15 protein-coding genes are annotated in these 15417 nt (G+C 45.8%); 2 read left to right on the forward strand and 13 right to left on the reverse strand.

Annotated features, from left to right (window positions below; translation table 11 throughout):
* Positions 1–185 precede the first annotated feature (185 nt).
* A complete protein-coding gene (locus ELS82_RS21700) occupies positions 186–380 on the reverse strand; it encodes a hypothetical protein (RefSeq protein ID WP_004412124.1) in 195 nt (64 codons plus the stop codon).
* A gap of 207 nt (positions 381–587) precedes the next feature.
* Positions 588–2024 carry a serine hydrolase domain-containing protein gene (locus ELS82_RS21705; RefSeq protein WP_134837309.1) on the reverse strand — a complete coding sequence of 479 codons (1437 nt, stop codon included), beginning with the start codon at positions 2022–2024 and terminating at the stop codon, positions 588–590.
* Positions 2025–2300: 276 nt separating this feature from the next.
* Here ELS82_RS21705 and ELS82_RS21710 point away from each other — a divergent pair, with 276 nt between their 5' ends.
* Positions 2301–4079: an alpha-amylase family protein gene (locus ELS82_RS21710; RefSeq protein WP_134837310.1), complete on the forward strand. Its 1779-nt coding sequence runs from the start codon at positions 2301–2303 to the stop codon at positions 4077–4079.
* Between the two features lie 9 nt (positions 4080–4088).
* Here ELS82_RS21710 and ELS82_RS21715 read toward each other — a convergent pair whose 3' ends face one another.
* The 8 genes from ELS82_RS21715 to ELS82_RS21750 all read right to left on the reverse strand — a co-directional run bounded on the left by ELS82_RS21715 (position 4089) and on the right by ELS82_RS21750 (position 11224).
* Entirely contained in the window at positions 4089–4703 is a 615-nt protein-coding gene (locus tag ELS82_RS21715; protein ID WP_134837311.1) for a DsbA family protein, read from the reverse strand.
* 87 nt (positions 4704–4790) lie between these two features.
* Entirely contained in the window at positions 4791–5585 is a 795-nt protein-coding gene (locus ELS82_RS21720; RefSeq protein WP_134837312.1) for a LytR/AlgR family response regulator transcription factor, read from the reverse strand.
* A gap of 12 nt (positions 5586–5597) precedes the next feature.
* Complete coding sequence (locus ELS82_RS21725; protein WP_134837313.1) at positions 5598–6632, reverse strand: sensor histidine kinase; 1035 nt, start codon at positions 6630–6632, stop codon at positions 5598–5600.
* Entirely contained in the window at positions 6632–7894 is a 1263-nt protein-coding gene (locus ELS82_RS21730; RefSeq protein ID WP_134837314.1) for a hypothetical protein, read from the reverse strand. The genes ELS82_RS21725 and ELS82_RS21730 overlap by 1 nt, the downstream gene beginning before the upstream one ends.
* Positions 7895–8647 carry an outer membrane lipoprotein-sorting protein gene (locus ELS82_RS21735; protein ID WP_134837315.1) on the reverse strand — a complete coding sequence of 251 codons (753 nt, stop codon included), beginning with the start codon at positions 8645–8647 and terminating at the stop codon, positions 7895–7897. It lies immediately after the preceding gene.
* On the reverse strand, positions 8640–9899 hold the full coding sequence (locus ELS82_RS21740) for an ABC transporter permease (protein WP_134837316.1): 1260 nt from the start codon (positions 9897–9899) through the stop codon (positions 8640–8642). Before ELS82_RS21740 ends, ELS82_RS21735 begins: the two co-directional genes overlap by 8 nt.
* A complete protein-coding gene (locus ELS82_RS21745; protein WP_134837317.1) occupies positions 9887–10570 on the reverse strand; it encodes an ABC transporter ATP-binding protein in 684 nt (227 codons plus the stop codon). The genes ELS82_RS21740 and ELS82_RS21745 overlap by 13 nt, the downstream gene beginning before the upstream one ends.
* Before the next feature lie 9 nt (positions 10571–10579).
* Positions 10580–11224, reverse strand: a complete 645-nt coding sequence (locus ELS82_RS21750; RefSeq protein WP_134837318.1) for a hypothetical protein — start codon at positions 11222–11224, stop codon at positions 10580–10582.
* 238 nt (positions 11225–11462) lie between these two features.
* Here ELS82_RS21750 and ELS82_RS21755 point away from each other — a divergent pair, with 238 nt between their 5' ends.
* Positions 11463–11711, forward strand: coding sequence for a hypothetical protein (locus ELS82_RS21755; protein ID WP_134837319.1), 249 nt, complete (start codon positions 11463–11465; stop codon positions 11709–11711).
* A gap of 27 nt (positions 11712–11738) precedes the next feature.
* Here the strand turns inward: ELS82_RS21755 and ELS82_RS21760 are convergent, their stop codons facing one another.
* The 3 genes from ELS82_RS21760 to ELS82_RS21770 all read right to left on the reverse strand — a co-directional run bounded on the left by ELS82_RS21760 (position 11739) and on the right by ELS82_RS21770 (position 15077).
* On the reverse strand, positions 11739–12668 hold the full coding sequence (locus ELS82_RS21760) for a GGDEF domain-containing protein (protein WP_134837320.1): 930 nt from the start codon (positions 12666–12668) through the stop codon (positions 11739–11741).
* Complete coding sequence (locus tag ELS82_RS21765) at positions 12643–13656, reverse strand: tetratricopeptide repeat protein (protein ID WP_134837321.1); 1014 nt, start codon at positions 13654–13656, stop codon at positions 12643–12645. The genes ELS82_RS21760 and ELS82_RS21765 overlap by 26 nt, the downstream gene beginning before the upstream one ends.
* A gap of 155 nt (positions 13657–13811) precedes the next feature.
* Positions 13812–15077 carry a RidA family protein gene (locus ELS82_RS21770; protein ID WP_134837322.1) on the reverse strand — a complete coding sequence of 422 codons (1266 nt, stop codon included), beginning with the start codon at positions 15075–15077 and terminating at the stop codon, positions 13812–13814.
* Positions 15078–15417 lie beyond the last annotated feature (340 nt).

The following is a 15417-nucleotide window of genomic DNA, read 5'->3' on the forward strand; positions in this document are numbered from 1 at the left end:
CACGATTAGGTGGCTGGAAGAATACTAAGCGAACGGATCGCGCTTCTATAAAGACGTTATGGCAAGGATGGTTTAGGCTGCAAACCATCCTTGAAGGGTATGAACTGGCTAAGTCTCTTGATTCACTAGACTTGTGATCAAGAGACAGGCCTATCGCTGCCTTTATTCGTTTTATTGATTAAGCCTTATCCATCAAAAGACATTCCAATCTGACTGAGTTTGGTTTTGAATTCATCGACGCTAGACGCTTCGTATGTTGGTGAGCCGTTAAAGTAGCGTGGTTTCTCAGGCAACATGGCATTTTTGAGTGCTTTCTCCTGGTCGATATCATCATGATAAACAGTGACTCGATTGGGAATATCCTGCTGGAATTTCGCCATTATGTTCTCCTTTTCAGCTGACGTTGTACCACTTTAAGCTTAGGAAGTGGAACGCAACTGTCAAAGTTAACTTTGGTAGCAAAAAAACTCACACCGCCACTAATAGCAATTTAAAATCAGTTAGTTATAAACATAACCTACAAATACAAAGGCTCACAGAGATTGTAATTCTGTGAGCCTTTCCCCAGTAGAATTGGTAACGTCACTCTAGTTTGCAGACAAAAATGCAGGAATGATGTATTCCTTCATCATCTCATGATTTGGTGTAGGGCCAGAAAAGTGATTGGCTGTTCTCGCCACCACAAGGTTGAGCTCATCAACAATCGCCACCACTTGACCACCATAACCAAGTCCATAAGTTATTGGATAGACAGTACCATCAACAAAGGCATCACTCGTCCACCAGTAGTAGCCGTAACTGTGCGGCCCTACGCCAGTTGAAACATACCCTTTGACTGATTGATCAATCCACTGCTCTGAAACAATCTGCTCACCATGCCATTGGCCTTTCTGTGCGACTAACTGGCCGAGCTTAAGCATATCTCTCGGACGTAAATATGCGCCACCAGCAGCGTTACTGACCTCGCCGTTTTGCTTCATTAAATACGCACTTTGTAGGCAAAGCTTATTCAAGCCTTCTTCACGTATTACACCGGAAAGATTGTCATGGTCGCTCTTGTCAGCAACGACCTGACCGACAACCGTCACCAAACCACCGTTATAGCGGAACTGCTCACCGGGCTTGCTGATCAGCTCTCTATCTAGAATAAAATCGATGGGGTTAATACTCGCGATTTCTTGCTGACGCACATTGTTTGGGTCTTCATAAGGAATGTTCCATTCATCCCAATCAAGACCTGCCGACATAGTTAAGAAATGGTGCATCGATAACTGCGCCTTATCGCCTTTCAGCAGTGCGCTATAGTTTGGCATCAAGGCTGCCATTTTTGCCTCTGAGCCTGAGATCAACTCATCCTGAATGGCGGCGCCCAATGCCAACGACGTCAGGCTTTTAGTGATCGACTGAATCATGTGTGGGAACTCTAGTTGCCAACCATTAAAGTATTCTTCAACCACCAACTTGCCATCTTTAGCGATTAACAGGCTGTTTGTGTCCGAATACTTTGAGCCTTGCTGCTGCGAAGCCTCAATAAGGCCTTTGATTAACGAGCGGTCAAAAGCGACTTTGGTTGCCTGCTTCCATTCATTGTGCGGACAGTTTTGCGATGAGCTAATAGAGTCCCAAAAAGCATCATCAAACAGCGCGGCGATGCGCTCTTGATCCGGTAAGTCCTTAATTCGACCAAAAGTCATGCTAAAGCTGTTGTAGTTGAGCTTACCTGACTGGTACTCCCCCGAATCAAGGTGATAGAAATGTCCACTCAAGCCGAGACCTGGGTTAACTGCCTTAAATTCCGCTTTGTCATTAACGACAATAGGCACCACACCCCACATACTGTAGAGATATTGCTGATCGCCTTGCTCGTAGAAATAGACATTCTGCGCATCTGCTACTCCTGCTTCATAGGTTCCATGATGAGCATCATCCGGCGCTGCAAGTAAAGGATGGGCAAACAACACACTCAAGCCAGTGACCGTGATGACTTTGATGTGACGAGTAATGCGACATTTAGCTGTAAGCATAAGCCTAACTCCATTTATGAATCACTTTGCCTACACTCTATAAAACCCAATATAAATACAATAGCTTAGAGGTCCCCAATGCGACAAAGACCTCACAATGTATGAGGTAAAAACCTAGCCTTCTTAAATCTAAAACAGAGTCATCGAACTGAAAGAAAATATGCCATTAAGCTCACATTTTCAAACACTACGCCCTAAATTAAACCGCTAGGGATGAGTTAACCTTGAGGCGATTCAACTAGCCTGATTAAAACGACCTTATTAACGCTCAGTTTGATGAAAAAGCACAATATCTATCAAGTCTTTACCCGACTCTTTGGCAATAAAAAGCAAGTCAATTTACCTTGGGGCAGCCTAGAGGAAAATGGCGTTGGCAAATTCAGTGACTTCACCGACACTGCATTAGATGAAATACGCAAACTCGGCATTACTCACATTTGGTATACCGGTGTCCCTCATCACGCTTTAATTAATGACTATTCACAGTATGGCATTAGCCAAGATCACCCGAGTATTGTCAAAGGGCGTGCAGGCTCTCCATACGCGGTCAAAGACTATTACTCCGTCAATCCAGACTTAGCCGATGACCCATCAAATAGAAATCAAGAGTTTGCTGAGCTCATTAAGCGCACCCATAACGCCGGGATGAAAGTCATCATCGATATTGTGCCCAACCATGTCGCGCGCGTATATCAAGGGCTCAACAACCCGATTGGTGTCGACGATTTCGGCGCTGGTGACAATACCGACGTTGACTATCACAGAGACAATAACTTTTACTACATTCCGCAGCAGGCTTTTGAGCTTCCCGATGCACTAACGGAGTGCCCACCACTTGGTGGAGAGCAGCACCCGATGCTGAAGGAGCCTTACCTTGAATCCCCGGCGAAATGGACGGGCAATGGCTCTCGGCTGGCTCAACCGAACCATGACGATTGGTATGAGACGGTTAAAATCAACTATGGCATTAAGCCTGACGGTAGCAAAGACTTTGATACTCTGCCGGATGAGTTTCGATCTTTATCTGCGCAAGAGCATTATCAGTTCTGGTTAGATAAATCCGTGCCTGATTCGTGGCAAAAATTTCGCGATATCGCGCTCTATTGGCTAGAGCAAGGGGTCGATGGGTTTCGCTACGACATGGCTGAGGTGGTGCCTGTTGAGTTCTGGAGTTATCTCAACGCCTGTATCAAGCATCAAACGCCTGACGCACTGTTGATGGCTGAGGTATACGAGCCCGAGCGGTATCGTGACTATATCCAGCTTGGCAAAATGGATTACCTTTACGATAAGGTCGACCTATACGACACCTTAAAAGCCATCATTCGCGGCCAAGCGTCAACCGCAGAGATTGGCCGAATTGAATATCAGCTGCGCGATATTGAACACCACATGCTGCATTTTCTCGATAATCATGACGAGCAGAGACTCGCTTGCTCTGAGTTTGCAGGCAGCGGCGAAAACGGTAAGCCCGCGATGTTGATTTCAGCATGCTTATCTTCTGCCCCAACGATGATCTACTTTGGTCAAGAAGTTGGAGAAAAGGCGCAAGAAAATGCAGGCTTTGGACTGCCAACCAGAACATCGATTTTCGATTATGTCGGCGTGCCCGCGCATCAGAGGTGGATGAATAATGGGGCGTTCGATGGCGGTCTATTAAGCCAAAGTGAAAAACAGCTAAGAGCGTACTATCAAACGCTGCTTAACCTAACGTTAAATCATTCAGCGTTGACTGGGGAATATCATGATTTGTACGCGGCTAACTATGAAAACTTCGCTCATATGCATGATAAGCTGTATGCCTTTGCACGCTCAGATAGTCATCAAGCACTCGTGATTGCCACTAACTTTAGCGGCAATCAAGCAGGCGACATCGAATTGATCCTACCACAAGAACTGATCGCTCATTGGCGGTTGAAAGAGGGTCACTACACCCTGCGTGATAAACTCAACCAATGCGATCACCCACTTATCGTTAAAGCGGGAGAAGGTCGAGTAGCCTTGCCCTTTACGCCATTGGCCACCATGTTTTTGTGCTTAGCGCTGCCTGCTTAATGAGCGCCGTTAAAGCAAGGCTTCAATCTGCTCAATTGTCGCTTGGGCAGATTGATAATCTATCGGTAACTCGCTGATGCCAGACTCAGTTTGTAGAAATAGCGAGGGAAAGCTATTTCCGCCAATACTGCGGGCAAACTGCAGCTCTTGTAGAAACGTTTGATTGAGCTCAGGGGAACGATAGTCTTGTTCAAATTGCTTAACATCCAAACCAATTTGTTCTGCTACCGATATAAGCACATCGCTATCACTTGGGTTTCGCGCCTCTAGGTAGTAAGCCGATTGAATCGCCTCAACCATTTTCTGCTCTGCATTTTGCTTGCGGGCTGCTAATGCTGCTCGGCAAGAGGGATAAGTGGAGCGTCTAGGAGTGCATTGTGTCCAGAACTCGTAGTTAAATTCGGTACCTAAGTAGTTTTCGATCTTTTTCCAATAAGAAGCGATCTGCTCTCTCATTGCTTCAGGCATTGGTTCGTCTGAGTCTGGTGCTAAACCGCCTACAACATATTGCACTGTTAGCTTATCTTTTAACGCGTTCCTGATCTGCGTCCAAACCGGTTTATACCCCCAGCACCAAGAACACATAGGGTCATAGACGTAGTAGAGTTTGTTGGCCTGATTCATGAGCGTTTTCCTTTTTCTTGGCGTTTATCGAGCATACTGTGAGTTGCCAATTGAACTCTACTCATCAGCGCCAAAAGTGCGCCCTCATCACCATAAATTGGTAAATTGGCTCTGCATTGCCCGGCTGACGGGGAGCTTTTCATTACCCACTATTACAACCATTTTACCGGTGATCACTTTCTTGACCTTTTCTATCGCCGAGACATTCACAATCGTTGAGCGATGGATCTGCCAAAATTGATTCGGATCGAGCTGCTGGATCAACTCCTTGAGAGACGTTCTGAGCAAGTATTCCGTTGTTTTGTTGCCACTCTTAGTAAAGACAGAGACGTATTTATCTTCCGCTTTAAAATAGAGTACATCTGAGACGGCAATCAAATGGATATCATCGCCTTTGCTTGCACGTAACCAGCTCAGATAGCTTGGCGTATTTTGGCTACCAAGCTGCTGTATCTGATTGATAAGCGCTGAGACATCAGGCTGAGAAGCTGGCGCCTGCTGACTATTCAAGCGACGTTTAAGCTTATCGACACATTGATCTAGGCGTTGTTCAGACAAGGGTTTAAGCAGGTAATCGGCGGCATTCGCTTCGAACGCTTGTAAAGCAAACTCATCGTAAGCGGTGACAAAAACAACTTGAGCCTCGCTGCCACTCTGGGCAATGGCTTTCGCCGCTGACATGCCGTCGAGCTGAGGCATTTTGATATCGAGAAATATCACCTCTGGCTGATGCTGCTCGATGAGTTCAAGGGCCTCTTGGCCGTTTTTCGCTAAGCCGACAATCTCTAACTCAGGCCACGCATCTGCAAGCAGCTTATTAAGATGATGACGCAACAATGGCTCATCATCTGCGATAACTGCGCGGTACCCTTTATCCACCATAACTCTACTTCCCTATACACGTAAGCTGTCAGCCGGAATACAAATCGACGATATCACACCACCAAGGTGAGATTGCTTTATCGATAACTCTGCACTTTCCCCATACAGCGCCGCGATTCTTTCTCGGGTATTTTGTAAACCAATACCATGGCCGCTGCTATTTTGGGTTTGAGTTAATCCTACACCAGAGTCATTGACCTCTATGCATACAAGCTGTTCTTTTTGTGAGACTTTTATATCAATTTCGCCGCCATCAACCTTAGGTTCAATCCCATGCTGAATGGCATTTTCTACCAAGGGTTGGATCAGTAACGGCGCTAACATCATTGGTTCGGTCAGTTGGTTATCAATTCGGTATTCTAAACGGTCACCTAAGCGAATCTTTTGAATCGCCAGATACGCATCAACCAAGCTCAGCTCAGCGCCAACCGATGAGTTTTCTTGACGGCTATTGATTAACGCACCTCTAAGCAGCTCGGTGAGTTTGTCGAGCATATGCTGGGCTGCTTTTGGGTCATGACTGATCAAGGCATTAACGTTGGCTAACGTATTAAACAAGAAATGAGGCTCAATTTGGCTTTGCAATTGACGTAACTGACTTAGCACTAACGCTTTTTCTTGCTCAGACTGAAGTCGCTTGGCTTTCTCTAACTCTTTCTGTGCCAGCAGCTTTTGCTCGTAAGTATAAAAGTAAGAAAAGCAGGTGATAGTGAAAATCAGGCCTAAAATTGCAACGGGTTTGAGTTGGCTAAACTCACTAAAGTTATCGTAACTATTGAGCCAAAAGTAAGCGTTTGATGTCCCGACCACCATGGCGATTGCCAGCGAGAAAAGGTTAACAAACCGCGCCGCTAATTCAGGCTTCCAGCGGCTGATCGCAATGGAGCCAACCACAGAGCTAAAACCATAGCCGAGACTGATCACAAGGTGTTCGATATAGGCGCTTGGCCATATTGTCTGAGTGACAAACGCAATGACGGCACAAAAAGCGGCTGTGTAAACAAAGCTTTTCACTACCTCTGCCTTAGTATTTCTCTGTGTCGCCATTAGAATTTCCCTTTTAGGTTTATAAAAATCATACGCTTATCAGGTAGATTTGCATACAACGAGCCGCTATCCCCTGTCATAAAACGTGCTGCAAACTCAGTAACAAACGATGCTGAACCGGAATCGTAGACAGAATACTCAAGCCACTGAGTAGCAATGACGCCTTGGTCTTGTGGTGAGTAAAGCACGTCAAACGTTGGAGTCAGGTCGCCTAACCATAGCCAGTCACGAGACCAATCCCATTGGCTCCAACTGCTTGAATCAAGCGACCAATGAAACATGATGTTGTGTTCAACTAAATTGGCATTGTTTAGGCCTTGCGCATAAGAGTAAGCAAGTGAAGCCCATTCTGGAGTTGCTGATAACTGCCCTACCCGATCGAACCCATTCTGCCAGTCACTTTTCCCCCAACTTCTGCTGTCATACCAATACTCTAAAATGACGTTATTGCCGATAGCATTAGCCCAGTTCAAACCAATCAATGCTTGATAACCATTATTCTCTGTCTCTAGCGATACTGGCTGATACAATGACGATTGTTGATAGCCTAGGTACTTTCTTTGATAGAGGGCCGAACCATGAATCGACCAAGCTGGATCAAGCACTGTTACTACAGAGCCGCCAACTAAACCTTCACGAACGTCATCATAGTAAACCAGTGCCTGCCACTCAGAATCGTCCAATAAAGCGTAGCGACGAAGGCCTACCCCTTGTTGCTCCGAAGCTTGCTCTAACTCGCTGCCTTCTTGCTGGGTCCAACTCGAATCGGTGTAGACCAGTGACCACTCACCCGCCATATCAAAGTAAGAGGCCATTGTGGTGCCAGTGCCTTCTTCAACTTGAATACCAACTGGATTGCGTCGATACGGTTTAAATACATCAAGTGGTCGATAGCCATACCCTACACCCCAATCGAGTCGAACCTTACCTAAGGTCACATCGATATTGCTATCAAACACGCTACCTTGCCAAAACAGTTCTTGAACAATCAGTTCATCGTCGTATGAACGTTGTGAGTCTGAGTGATAGATATCATTGGCTTTCAGTGCCACCAAACCTGTGACTCCGTAACCCTCAAACTGAACATCAAGCAAGGCATCCACCGCTTGGCTATTAGATGTTGGTGCTGCGCCCAGTAGTTGTGAATCACGATGGGTTGCAGTGCTGGCACTTAGCATGTAATCCCAATCGAATGTCACTGGTTGCCCATAGCTTGAAGCTGACCAAATGAGCCCAGCGACGCACGCTGCTTTGATCTTCATTTATAGCTCCGACAATGCGTTACGAGTTAAGTAAGCTGGGTTGTAATACTTGTCATCTAGCGCCGCTTCGGTCACCTCTTGGTACTCAATTACCGTCTTTTTCGCAGGTTGGATCTGATCAAGCAAGGTCATAGCTACGACACGTGTTTGGCCATCACGCTCTCCTGGCGTAAACCAAGCTTGTTTTGCCAGTTTTCCTGAGCGCAGATAAAGATCCGCTTTAACCGGGAAATCGTTGGCTTGATTGAGCCACAAATCGATTCGGTGGTAACTCGCCCCTTTAGTGGTCGCCTTCAGTTGCAGTTGATTGGTTTCGATTTGTTGCCCTTCAGATTCAACCATTTCGGTACTAATTAGGCTCGGTTGATAATCTTCACTCCAAGTTAGGGTCGAAATATCCCCCACCGACGCCTCACCTAGCAGCTTCTGCATTGGCGTAATACGAATTGGGCGGCGACTTTTTGGCATCACTAGCCAGTAGTTATCACCGAGCATTAGCATTTTCTGCCCCGCTTCGACTTGCGACTTGAACAAAACTAGAGATTCTCGGTTTGGCCGTGTGTAGACGCTGTATTCACGGGTTTTGTCTAATTGCTCGTTCTCGTACAAGCTCACCAATGAAACCACTTTGGCCGACTTAGATTCTAAGCGGTATTTATCCGCATTCTTAACCATCTGCTCAACATCGTTGGCATACGCAGTTGAGGTGACTAATGCACTCAACACCAGAAGAGATTTAATTCGATTAAACATAGATAAGTGCCTCGGTGATTGGTTTTTTAACGCCTTTTGATGCCGACAACCATGCCGCAGCTACGCAGATCAGCAGTACCCCTAACGCCGTTGCAGCAAATAACTCAAAAGAGAAATAGATGTTCAGTGGGTAACCGTCGCTACGCCCTGGTGGCGGTGGCATTTGCACATCAACCACCATCAGTAGTCCACTAGTTAGCAAGCTTAATAGTCCACCAATAGCTGACCCAATTAAAGCGAGCAAGGCTGACTCTCTGACAAAGCCTAAAACAATCTCTCGCGGGTAGGTTCCAAGTGCTGACAGCGTGCCAATCTCACGGGTACGCTCTGTCACCGACATGGTCATCGTGTTGAAAAGCGCGACAAAAACCACCAGTGCCATCACCGCGCCCATGATGCCAAAGATACGGTCATACAAGTCTTTGACTTTGGTGTAGAAGAAGGCGCGCTCTTGCCAAGGGGTCACTTCAACCGCTTGTGGTAAGTCAACTTGAGCCAATGCCTGTTCTACCCAAGCTTGCATCGTGTCAGTTAAGGCGGTATCGAATAAGAACACCGATAAGGTGCTGACTTTATCGCTAGACAAAAGCTCTTGCGCCGAAGTCACGTGAATATACAGCTGACGCTTATCAAGCTCAGGTACGCCTGTTGAGTAGATGCCGCGCACTTTGTAGTCATACGCATTTAATGCGCCGTCGCTGGTGGTTGCCAATAACGTCACCCAATCACCCGGCTGCACACTGAGGTTTCTGGCTAAATCGACGCCTAGCATCACTTGCGGCTCACTTGGGTCATAACGTGATGATTGAGGGCCAGACAGTGTTTTTCCGTCACGCACATCAAGGAACGGCCCTTTCATATCAAATTCACGTTCATTCACGCCAATGCCGACAAAGATGGTTGATTTACTGCCATTAGACACTAAGCCCGTGAAGTCGATTCTTGGCTGCACGCCGCGCACGTGTTGATTGGCGATGAGCTGCTGGGTAATACGCTCAGAGCCTGCTAACCCATTCGCCAGCGGCATCTCTTCATCTTTCTCAAAGTAGTCCGGCTGACTGATAGTTAGGTGGCCAGTATCGCGAGCGGTCGATTCTTTCAGTGAGTCATAGGTATAAAGACCAAAACCACCCGCCGATGTAAGAGCAAAAATTGCAATCGCTACGATCAAGATGGATAAGGTGCTACGGCGTCCGTTTCTCTTCAGGTTGAGAAAGGCAATGCGTAGTGAATCTGGAATTAACTTGCCCATTTGATTGCCTCCTCATTTATGCGGCCATCAACAAGATCAATCGAGCGATCACAGTGCAACGCCATACGCGAGTCATGAGTGGCGACCACAAAGGTCGTGCCCATTTGATGGCCTAAGTTTTTCATCAAATCAATCACGATTCCTGCGGTGCGGCTGTCTAGGCTCGCGGTGGGTTCATCGGCAATCACAAGCTGTGGTTTATGGACCAAAGCTCTTGCTATTGCGACTCTCTGCTGCTGACCGCCCGACAAGTTATCTGGTCGATGATCTTTAAACTCCGCCAATCCAACTTGCTCTAACAACTCACTCGCCATCATCTTTTGCTCTTTGACTGAGCAGCCATTTAGCATTAATGGATAGGCAACGTTTTCCCATGCTGTCATCACTGGGACTAGATTGAATTTTTGAAACACAAACCCAAGCTGAGTTCGACGCAATAACGCTGCTTGCTTAGGATCTTTTGGGTAAGCCTTGCCTGATAGCGAGATCTCTCCCTGATAGTCCATATCAAGTAGCCCTAAGATATTGAGCAATGTACTTTTACCTGAACCTGAAGGGCCACATAGAGCGACCATCTCACCTTGCTTGATCTCACCGCTGACTTGATTAAGCGCAGCGACTTGCTGCTGGCCCATTTGGTACTGCTTACTAATCTGATTAAACTGAATCATAACGCCCCCTTAAGCAGCTTTATCGACAATCGCTTGGGCTTGAATCGTCATAGGGTGATTGGCATTGTGCGCTTGCATTTCAGCGAGCCATTTTTGTGCTTGCGGCTTATCTTCTGCGCGTATTGCAGCCTGAATCGCGTAGATATACACCCAAGAGATGGCGTCGTAATGTTGAGCCGAGAAGGACTCGTCTGAAAGAAGCTCAAGAAAAATGTCATAACCGCGATCAAAATGGTTAAACATGTCTGGCAAAGAGGTAAAGGTGGCCCCTGCGATGGATTTCGCCAGTAACGATTCAGGTAACCCCTGACGAATCTGCTGCGCTTCTAATGGCTCGGATTGCGTGTTAAGCAAGTCGAGTCCTTTGCTGATTGTCGCAAGTCCCTGCTCGGTATATTTCATCTTATTCCAAGGCATAAACGCATCACGGCCCATCAGCGTTTGAGTACTACCCAAATAAACCAAACTAAGCGGGTCTGCACCGTCACTTTTGATTTGCTGATCCAATTGCTGATAAACAAGTTCAACCTTGTCCTCATCGCCTTCTGCAGCCAGATTGTACTGAGCAATAATGGCTTCTGAAGGTGCCGCAAATGCATGAGTGACGGTCAGTAAGCCGACTGTGAATAGACTAGCTAATGTATTGGTTTTCATCTGAATCTGTCCTTGTCTGTTTTGATGCTGTAACAATACTCCGGACAAAAACAACACGCTGATGATTGCGACAAACGGGCAATTTGGGGCGTGAATGGAAGAAATATGGATTGAATGGTGTTAATTGTTTAACTCATCGCCGTGCAGATATGGCAATTCATCACTATGATCGTTAAAGTAGCCGGTAATTTGCGGTGGCTCCTTACCGATACAGGAGCAGAAACAAGAGAACATCAAGATGATTAATGACGACCGAATTATTTCGGATTTGGAAGAACTAGAATCGTTTCTGGTGGCGGTTGAAAGTGGCATGCTGGGCCTAAACAATGCGGCAGGTATCGTATTGGCAACAAGTAATGCCGACGGTCGCCGCTTTGTTGCGGTATTAGACGACAACAATCAACTGTTATTAGGCCGCTGGGTAACCGAAGAAGTGTTCCAAACTGGCCAAGACCTTGTAAAGAATGGTCCTAAGCGCAAGCATTAAAAACTAAGGCCGGCGACTATGCCGGCTTTATAACTCCTCTGGCATCACCATCTGATTTCGTCCCTGGGCTTTGGCCTGATATAGACACTTATCCGCTATCTGAAACGCTTCTTGAGACTGTTTGAGCGATGTCACATCTGAAGTGTTACTTGCCCCTAAAGAGATAGACACATTCAGTTCAAACCCATTCAAAAAATATGGCTTGCTGTTAACGACGTCAACCAAGCTTTGTGCTCTCACTTGATAATCGCCATTCGCCTCCATCACCAAAAGAAACTCTTCGCCTCCCCAACGAACGATCAACTCGTTATCCGTCAATAGCGCTTTTAGCCTTGTGGCCGTTTCGGTTAGCACGGCATCCCCTACTTCATGCCCGTAGGTATCATTCACCGCTTTAAACCAATCTATGTCTATCAGCGTCAATCGATAAGGTAGGCTGCGATCGAGAAGAGTCGATTCTTCAAGCTCACGGTGATAAAGGCGCCGGTTTCCTACACGAGTTAACGGATCTTTATAAGAGAGATCATGCAGATGTTGGCTGCGCTTTTTCTCATTTTTCCAACGCACAACGAACCAAATCGCGATCACAGCGATGACTACAAGCCACGTATAGAGCACACGTAAACGCTGTTCACTTAAGCCCTTTTCTAATTCTTTAAGTTCATTTTGTACATCTAACAAATCCCGCTCACGTTCTAGATCCTCCACTTCAAAGGCTGTTTCTAATAAATGGATCTCTTTTAAGATTTGGCCTCGCTCTTGACCATGGTAAATTTTGTAGACCTTTAACGCCTGTTCATAGTCGCCTTGTTTTTCCAAGATATCCGCCAAAATTAGGTGACTTTTGATAAGCCAACGTTGGTGTTCTATCGCCACAAAAGTGCCAATACTCTCAACAATCGCTTCGTGTGCACGCTCTATGTTACCCAACTCAACCATGGCCAGTGCATGCTCCATCTGGCAAATACCTTTTTGCTTTGGGTAGCGCGTTAATGCACTCTACCGCTGTCATACTTGCTTGCTGTGGATTACCTTCAAGCAGCTCAAGTCGTGCTTTCGATTTTATCTGTACAATTTTGTAGTAATCCGGCGTATCACCTTGAACATATTTCAACGCTTTTTCATAAGCAGCACGCGATCGTTCTACTTGATTTAGCTTGTTATAGACATAAGACTGATTCATCAAAATGATCAGTAAACTCTCTGGCTCAGCAAATTGAGACTCCGCGTAAAGCTTTTCTGCTTGTTTGAGGTACTCAATAGCACGCTGCCATTGCTCTGAGTGAACGTAAAGCAAACCTAAATTATTGTTAAACCGAGCATTAAACTCACTTTGGGGGTATTTCTCACCGAGGTCAGCGCCCTTTTTAAAGAACTTTTGTGACTGCTTAAGTTGGTTATTGGCGTTATATAAAATACCGGCCGTGTTATAAGCCTCTAGCAATAGAAAGTCCGCACCTACCGATTCAGCATACTCAATCGCTTCCGTCACTGTCTCGATGCCTTGAGCATAGGTACCTTGCTTAATATCACGATACGCTTGTTCAATATTTAATTTTGCCTCTAGCCAGCCAAGCTGATTCGCTTGGGCAATAGCAAGAAGATCTGCGTCAATCTGTTGGATAACGTCAGGTTCATTTTTAGCCACTACGCGACGAGTCCAGAGACTGAATACTTGTTCAATGGCGCTTAAATCCGATTGCTTACCTTGCCATTGCTCTAACTGCGCCAATGCTATTTTAGGCTGGGTAAATGAGGTTTCATAAATGTCGATTAATGGATGATTCTTATCCGTAAGCTCCAACTGCTGTTGCGGAGTTAATGCGACACGCGTGGCGCTAAATGAAGAGAGTGTCTGCTGCTCAAATAGAAATGCCTCAAGGGTCACTACTAGCAGCAAGGATAGTGACATGAAGAGAAACGCAGTTGTTGCTTGTTTGGTCATCAGATTGGAACAGGCCCCAAATTACACATCTGACATAAATTATACAGTGTTTGCATCAAACCAAGTGATAAAATCGCTGTGGCATCTAAAAAAGAAAAAGGTGTAAACAGGACATTGTTTACACCTTAAATTAGAACGCTTTTATCTTCAGAAGCTTACTTTGCTGGTGGTGTCCCTTCCGCATTTGAAACAACCGCATCAATTTGAATCAATGCGCCGGATTGGATCTTATCAACACCAATCACAGTTCTTGCTGGCAGTTTGCCATTAAAGAACGTCGTGTATACCTCATCAACCATCTTCAGATCAGCCATATCGGTTAGCTGAATATTCACCTTCACCACATCATCCATTTCATGACCAATGCTTTCAACGATGGACTTAATGTGAGTTAGACACTGCTTAGTCTGCTCGCCAGTATTCCCCTCAACAAGTTGCCCTGTTTGTGCATTCACCGGAAGCTGAGCAGAAATATGGTTGTAGTGAGAGAAAGCTACCGTTTGCGTTGAAAGCGCGCTAACAGGCGCTAAATCCGTATTATTCGCACGGATCACAATCCCGTGTCTATCTTCTACTTCTTGTGGCGGTGTGCCGTCGCCATGAGAGATCACCGCATCAATTTGAACCAATGCGTTCATTGGCAGACCCGCCGCTTGGGTAACGGTACGCGCTGGCACATAAGCAACACTACGAGCGATGGCCGAGTCAGGGAAGAAGGTCATGTACACTTCGTTCACTAACTCGATATCAGCGAGATCACGAACCTGAATGCCGACTTTTACAATATCGTCAAACGGCACATCAATACTTTCCAGGACCGTCTTTAGGTTACGTAAACATTGAGCGGCTTGAGCCTTGATTCCACCTTCAACCAAAGCGCCTGTATTAGGGTCAATTGGCAGCTGAGCTGATAAGTTGTTGTAGTGTGAAAATGCAACCGAATGAGTCGATGTAGTACTCTTAGTTACGCTATCGCAGTTTCTTGCCTGCTTAATCAAAGGACATGGCTCTTGAGGTTGAGTACCTTCTCCATTCGAGATTAGAGCGTCAATCTGGATCAGTGCATCACTGTTTGGCAGTTCAGCCACGGCAGACACTGTTTTAGTTGGGAAGTATTCAGTAAAGAACGTCGCCATCACTTCATTTACGGCTTGTGCATCATCAATGTTCTTGAGGAATACATTAACTTTAACCACATCATCCATCACGTGCTCAATGCTCTCTACGATGGATTTGATGTTGTCAAAACATTGCTTAGCTTGCGCCTTAATGTCCCCGATTACCAACTCACCGCTTTTCGGATCAATCGGCAATTGCGCCGAAATGTTGTTGTAGTGTGAGAAAGCAACACTTTGCGTAGATAGCGCGTTGACTGGCGCTTGGTCTGTATTTCTTGACAGCTTAATGATCTTACCGCTCATGATGATAGGTATCCTTATAATAGATTTGTAGGGTATTTTGATAGTTATTATTTAGGGCTTATCTTTCTAAGAGAGCTGATGGTAATTCAAGGCTATTTTCATGAGTGTGATGAAATTCAAAATTCAATTTCACTAGCAACCCGACACTCATTGGATAATTAGTCAGGGCAAGACTAATTATCCAAAGTCACAAAGAAGTGGCTCCCGATTTTCGGACATGACTTTAAGTGATTGATCTGTTTTGATAGTACCTAAAAATACTGGAACAGATTATGACTAGAAAACGTAGAAACCACTCACCCGAATTTAAAGCTAAGGTGGCGCTTGATGCTGCTAGAGG

Source organism: Vibrio ouci, assembly GCF_004551525.1.
Taxonomy (GTDB): Bacteria; Pseudomonadota; Gammaproteobacteria; order Enterobacterales; family Vibrionaceae; genus Vibrio; species Vibrio ouci.

Excerpts from the sequence above, each read along its gene's own strand:
- ELS82_RS21700 (WP_004412124.1), bottom strand. The coding sequence starts at position 380 with ATGGCGAAATTCCAGCAGGATATTCCCAATCGAGTCACTGTTTATCAT.
- ELS82_RS21705 (WP_134837309.1), bottom strand. The coding sequence starts at position 2,024 with ATGCTTACAGCTAAATGTCGCATTACTCGTCACATCAAAGTCATCACG.
- ELS82_RS21710 (WP_134837310.1), top strand. The coding sequence starts at position 2,301 with ATGAAAAAGCACAATATCTATCAAGTCTTTACCCGACTCTTTGGCAAT.
- ELS82_RS21715 (WP_134837311.1), bottom strand. The coding sequence starts at position 4,703 with ATGAATCAGGCCAACAAACTCTACTACGTCTATGACCCTATGTGTTCT.
- ELS82_RS21720 (WP_134837312.1), bottom strand. The coding sequence starts at position 5,585 with ATGGTGGATAAAGGGTACCGCGCAGTTATCGCAGATGATGAGCCATTG.
- ELS82_RS21725 (WP_134837313.1), bottom strand. The coding sequence starts at position 6,632 with ATGGCGACACAGAGAAATACTAAGGCAGAGGTAGTGAAAAGCTTTGTT.
- ELS82_RS21730 (WP_134837314.1), bottom strand. The coding sequence starts at position 7,894 with ATGAAGATCAAAGCAGCGTGCGTCGCTGGGCTCATTTGGTCAGCTTCA.
- ELS82_RS21735 (WP_134837315.1), bottom strand. The coding sequence starts at position 8,647 with ATGTTTAATCGAATTAAATCTCTTCTGGTGTTGAGTGCATTAGTCACC.
- ELS82_RS21740 (WP_134837316.1), bottom strand. The coding sequence starts at position 9,899 with ATGGGCAAGTTAATTCCAGATTCACTACGCATTGCCTTTCTCAACCTG.
- ELS82_RS21745 (WP_134837317.1), bottom strand. The coding sequence starts at position 10,570 with ATGATTCAGTTTAATCAGATTAGTAAGCAGTACCAAATGGGCCAGCAG.
- ELS82_RS21750 (WP_134837318.1), bottom strand. The coding sequence starts at position 11,224 with ATGAAAACCAATACATTAGCTAGTCTATTCACAGTCGGCTTACTGACC.
- ELS82_RS21755 (WP_134837319.1), top strand. The coding sequence starts at position 11,463 with ATGATTAATGACGACCGAATTATTTCGGATTTGGAAGAACTAGAATCG.
- ELS82_RS21760 (WP_134837320.1), bottom strand. The coding sequence starts at position 12,668 with ATGGAGCATGCACTGGCCATGGTTGAGTTGGGTAACATAGAGCGTGCA.
- ELS82_RS21765 (WP_134837321.1), bottom strand. The coding sequence starts at position 13,656 with ATGACCAAACAAGCAACAACTGCGTTTCTCTTCATGTCACTATCCTTG.
- ELS82_RS21770 (WP_134837322.1), bottom strand. The coding sequence starts at position 15,077 with ATGAGCGGTAAGATCATTAAGCTGTCAAGAAATACAGACCAAGCGCCA.